Here is a 5,098-nt window from a genome sequence, read left to right on the forward strand (position 1 = left end):
GCGGTCGGCGAGTTGGACAGTGCGGCAGGCCCTTTCGTCGTCGTCGACCTGGGCGGCGGTTCCACCGAGATCGTGGTCGGCGCCGGTGCTGAAGGAAAAGTGGCGGCCAGTTACTCGGCCGACATCGGCTGCGTCCGGCTGACCGAACGCTGCCTGCATTCGGACCCGCCAACCCCCGACGAGGTCGCGGCGGCGCGCGGGGTGGTGCGCGAACGACTCGAGGTCGCGCTGGGGGTGGTGCCCGTGGAGGGCGCGAAAACATGGGTCGGACTGGCCGGGACCATGACCACGTTGTCCGCGCTGGCCCATAACATGACGGTGTATGACTCTGCGGCCATTCATCTTTCGCGTGTACCCGGCGACGACCTGCTGTCGGTGTGCGAACGGCTGATCGGCATGACGCGGGGCGAGCGCGCGGCGCTGCCACCGATGCACGAGGGCCGGGCCGACGTGATCGGTGGGGGCGCGATCGTGGTCGAGGAGTTGGCGCGCGAGCTGCACGCCCGCGCGGGCATCGACGAGCTGACGGTCAGCGAGCACGACATCTTGGACGGCATCGTGTTGTCCATCGCCGAATAGATCACACGCCACACTGGTCTCTAGAAAAATGGGCGAACCCTCCCGTGCTGAGGCAAAAGTGGCGGGTGACACAGTCGGAGGGACGATACCGGAGTGGACGACGGCCGTCGGACGACGCCGCCGGGCACAGCCGGTGGGACGACGGCGGCACGACGCCTATGGTGCGGCGCGGAATGGCGCGCGAGCACACGACCGCGAGTCTTACCCCTCGAAGCGATACCCCATGCCCGACTCGGTCAGCAGGTGCTTGGGATGCGAGGGGTCGTTCTCGAGTTTGCGGCGCAGCTGTGCGAGATACACACGCAGGTAGTGTGTTTCGGTGGCGTACGCGGGGCCCCACACCTCTTTGAGCAGTTCCTCACGGCCGACCAGCTTGCCGCGATTGCGGACCAGGACCTCGAGCATCCCCCATTCGGTCGGGGTGAGGTGGACTTCGCTGCCGTTCTTGGTGACCTTCTTGGCGGCCAGGTCCACGGCGAACGACTCGGTCTCGATCACCGGTTGCTCCAGCTCGGAGGCGGCGGTGTTGCGCCGCACGGCCGCCCGCAGCCGCGCCAGGAACTCGTCCATGCCAAAGGGTTTCGTCACGTAGTCGTCGGCGCCGGCGTCCAGCGCCTCGACCTTGTCCGACGAATCGGTGCGCGCCGACAACACGATCACGGGCGCGGTGAGCCACCCGCGCAGACCGGCCAGCACGTCGATGCCGGAGATGTCGGGCAAGCCGAGGTCGAGAATCACCACGTCAGGTTTGTGCTCGGCGGCCGCGCGCAATGCGCCCGCACCGCTGGACGCGGTAATCACCTCATAGCCCCGCACGGTCAGGTTGATGCGCAGCGCACGCAGGATCTGCGGTTCGTCGTCGATCACCAGGACGCGCGTCATAACGCATCCATTGCCTGTGGCGCAGCCATATCCACGATCACGGTCAGGCCGCCTCCGGGGGTGTCGGTCGCGGTGATGGTCCCGCCCATCGCCTCGACGAAGCCGCGCGCTACCGACATTCCCAGGCCGACGCCGATGGTGTTGTCGTTATCGCCGAGGCGCTGAAACGCTTCGAAGATCTGTTCTTCGGCCCCATGTGGAATTCCGGGGCCTTCGTCGATGACGTTGATCAGGACGCGATCGCCCACTCGGCCGGCGTTCACCCGGACCACACAGTTGGGCGCGTAGCGCAGCGCGTTGTCGATCAGGTTGGCCAACACCCGTTCCAGCAGCCCCGCGTCCGCCATCACCATGGCGTCGGCCACCTCGACCTTGACCCGATCGATGGCGGACCGGAAATAGCCGGTCGCACCCTTGCCGATGCTGAGCAGAGCCCGCTGCACGGTCTCCTCCAGATACACCCGGCTCAGCTCCGGGTGGATCACCCCGGCTGCCAGACGCGATGAGTCGAGCAGGTTTCCGACCAGCGCGGTGAGCTGGTCGATCGACTCCTCGATGGTGGCCAGCAATTCCGCGGTGTCGGCGGGGGAGAAGGCGACGTCCTCGGCGCGCAGGCTGGAGACGGCGACCTTGGCCGCGGCCAGCGGCGTGCGCAGGTCGTGGCTGACAGCCGACAGCAGCGAGCGCCGAAGTTCGTCGGCGCGGACGATCGCCTCGGCGCGGCTCGCCTCTTCGGCCAGTTCACGCTGCCTGATCAAACCCGCGGCCTGCCTGGCCACCGCGCCGAGCACCCGCCGTTCGCGCGCGGAGAGCTTTCGGCCCGCCAGCAGCATCCAGAACTCGTCATCGCCGACTTCGATCGCGGTGTCAGCGGTATCGACGGTGGCGCAGGGCTCCCTGCCGACACAAGCCATGACTTCGCTCTTTCTACCACCCGCTCGCGCGTCCTCGCCGGTTTCCCGCAGCATGCTGACCGCACGTTGGGCGTAGGTCTCCCGTACGCGTTCGAGCAGCGTTTCCAGGTCGGCGCCGCGCAATACCGACCCCGCGAACAGGGTGAGTAGCTCGGCCTCCTGCGAAGCGCGGCGGGCCTCACGGGTGCGTTTGGCCGCGAAGTCGACCAGCACCGCGACGGCGACCGCGACGAGCAGCAGCACCAATTCGGTTATGGCGCTGTTGGGTTCGGCGATGGTGAAGCTGTGCCGCGGCGCGATCAGGTAGTAGTTCAGCAGCAGGCCGGACAGCATGGCCGAAAGTGCCGCAGGCGCAATGCCTCCCAGCAGGCCGACCAGTAGCACCCCGATGAAGAACAACGCGCTCTCGCCGCCGGTGTCCAGATACGGGTCCAGCGTCGTGACCGTGATCGCGCAGATGACCGACGGCACGATGAAGGCCGCCAGCCACGATGCCACCCGCCGCTCGCGGGGCGCGAGTGACGACATCCGGAAGCCGCGCTTGGATTCCTCGTGGGTGACCAGGTGCACGTCGATCTTTCCCGACAGCTCGACGATCCTAGGGCCGATGCCCTCCTCGAAGAGGCGCGCCCAGCGCGATCGCCGCGAGGTGCCGATCACCAGCTGCGTGGCGTTCATTTCGCGGGCGAATTCGAGCAGCGCCGTGGGCACCTCGTCACCGACCACGGTGTGCATCGACGCGTCCAGGCTGCTCGCCAACTCACGGATCTTGGCCATCCGCGACTCCGACAGGCCGGCCAGCCCGTCGCCGCGGATGACGTGCACGACCATGAGCTCGGCGGTCGACTTCGATGCGATTCGCGATGCCCGTCGCACCAGTGTCTCGGATTCGGGACCACCGGTGACGGCCACGACGACCCGCTCGCGGGCCTCCCACATGTCGGTGATCTTGTTCTCTGCGCGGTATTTGGCCAGCGCGGTGTCGACCTGGTCGGCAAGCCAGAGCAGCGCCAGTTCTCTTAGCGCGGTCAGGTTTCCGCGGCGGAAGTAGTTGGACAGCGCCGCATCGATGCGATCCGGCGCGTAGACATTGCCGTGAGATAGCCGGCGGCGTAACGCTTCTGGTGTGATATCGATGAGCTCGACCTGAGACGCCTGTCGGACAACCGAGTCGGGTACCGTCTCCTTCTGCTCTATGCCGGTGATCTGGGCGACGACGTCGTTCAGGCTTTCCAGGTGTTGCACGTTGACCGTTGAGATCACCGTGATCCCGGCGTCGAGCAGTTCCTCGACGTCTTGCCATCGTTTGGCATTTTTACTGCCCGGCGTATTGGTATGTGCGAGTTCGTCGACGAGGACGACTTGGGGGTTGCGCTCCAAAACCGCCGGCACGTCTAGTTCGGCGAAGCTGCCGCCGCGGTAGTCAATGTGGCGTGGCGGAATGAGCTCGATGCCGTCAAGCAGCTCAGCGGTTTTCGAACGTCCGTGGGTTTCCACTACGCCGGCCACCAGATCGGTGCCACGTTCCAGTCGCCGATGTGCCTCGCCCAGCATCGAGTACGTCTTACCCACGCCCGGAGCCGCACCGAGGTAGATGCGCAGCTCCCCGCGTTTGGGATGGTGGTCGCGGAGGCCGACGTCGCTCACGTCAACCATCATCCCCCTTCGGTGTCAACTCGTGACCGGGTACCGGCGGTCGAGTTGCAGATTTAGTTGCAGCACATTGACGAATGGTTCACCGAAGAACCCGAGTCCGCGGCCGCTGCTGTTCTGCGCGACCACCTCACGTATCTGGTCTGAACTGACGTGGCGCACCTTGGCCACCCGCGCCAGCTGAATGTTTGCATAGGCCGGTGAGATGTTGGGATCCAGGCCGCTGCCGCTGGCTGTCACCGCGTCGGCCGGCACCGCCGGAGCCGCGGGTGCGGCGCCGCGAATGGGCACGGTCTGCCCGATCGAGTAGTCCTCGCCGTACTTGGCGCATTCGACACGCACGCCCTCGTACCGAGTGAGGAACGGTGTGGCCGTCGATCCGCACGGTTCGTTGACGCTGACCACCCGGGTCGGACGGATGACGTTGCCACGAGCGTCGCGCGGGCCGATCACCGACACCACCGCACCCACGCCACCGCCGGTGCAGAACGGCCGCGACCCGTCGACCCCCTCCAGCTTGCCAACCGCGGCGCTGCGCGAACAGACGGTCGTCAACAAGCTCGGTTTGAAGCCGGCATCCGACGCCGACTTGCCCGCCGCTAGTTGCGTCGGATCGGCGGGCGTGTCGACGATGCTTTCCGGGCCGAAGTTGCTGCCGCCCGACGAGGTTGGGTCATAGCCGTTGCCCGCTGCCGAGGGCCGACTCTGGAAGTACTGTGGCAGCGCGTTGCCGTCCTTGTCGGTGAAAAGCTGGCCGATCAGTCTGCTGCCCACCGGCTTACCGTCGGCGGTCAGAATCGACCCTTCGGCCTGGTCGCGCAATCACCCGGGTGATTGCGCGACCAACCAGATGAACATGGGATAGGCGAGACCGATGATGACGGTCAGCACCAGCAGCGTGCGCAGTGCCGCCCAGTGCAGGCGAACGAAATTCGAGAAAGACATGTCACGACATCCCTGGGATGAATTGGACGATCAGATCTATAAATTTGATTCCGATGAACGGTGCGACGATGCCGCCGAGGCCATAGACATATAGGTTGCGGCTCAGCAATTTTGACGCGCTGTTC

Annotated in this window: 3 protein-coding genes and 2 pseudogenes; 1 reads left to right on the forward strand and 4 read right to left on the reverse strand. The window is 66.0% G+C overall.

From position 1 onward, the window contains the following. Positions 1-579: pseudogene (locus A5652_RS15175) on the forward strand (exopolyphosphatase); the annotation flags it as partial. Between the two features lie 201 nt (positions 580-780). On the opposite strand, the gene A5652_RS15180 reads toward A5652_RS15175, so the two are convergent. The 4 genes and pseudogenes from A5652_RS15180 to A5652_RS29170 form a co-directional block, all read right to left on the reverse strand. Then, a complete protein-coding gene (locus A5652_RS15180; protein WP_067352763.1) occupies positions 781-1,461 on the reverse strand; it encodes a response regulator in 681 nt (226 codons plus the stop codon). Further along, complete coding sequence (locus A5652_RS15185) at positions 1,458-4,034, reverse strand: sensor histidine kinase KdpD (RefSeq protein WP_067352766.1); 2,577 nt, start codon at positions 4,032-4,034, stop codon at positions 1,458-1,460. Before A5652_RS15185 ends, A5652_RS15180 begins: the two co-directional genes overlap by 4 nt. Before the next feature lie 12 nt (positions 4,035-4,046). Further along, positions 4,047-4,973 (reverse strand): annotated as a pseudogene (locus tag A5652_RS15190) (potassium-transporting ATPase subunit C). Position 4,974: 1 nt separating this feature from the next. After that, positions 4,975-5,098, reverse strand: a 124-nt coding sequence (locus A5652_RS29170; protein WP_369805800.1) for a hypothetical protein, incomplete at its 5' end; no start/stop codon positions are given.

Source organism: Mycobacterium sp. 1165178.9, assembly GCF_001673555.1.
Classification (GTDB): Bacteria; Actinomycetota; Actinomycetes; order Mycobacteriales; family Mycobacteriaceae; genus Mycobacterium.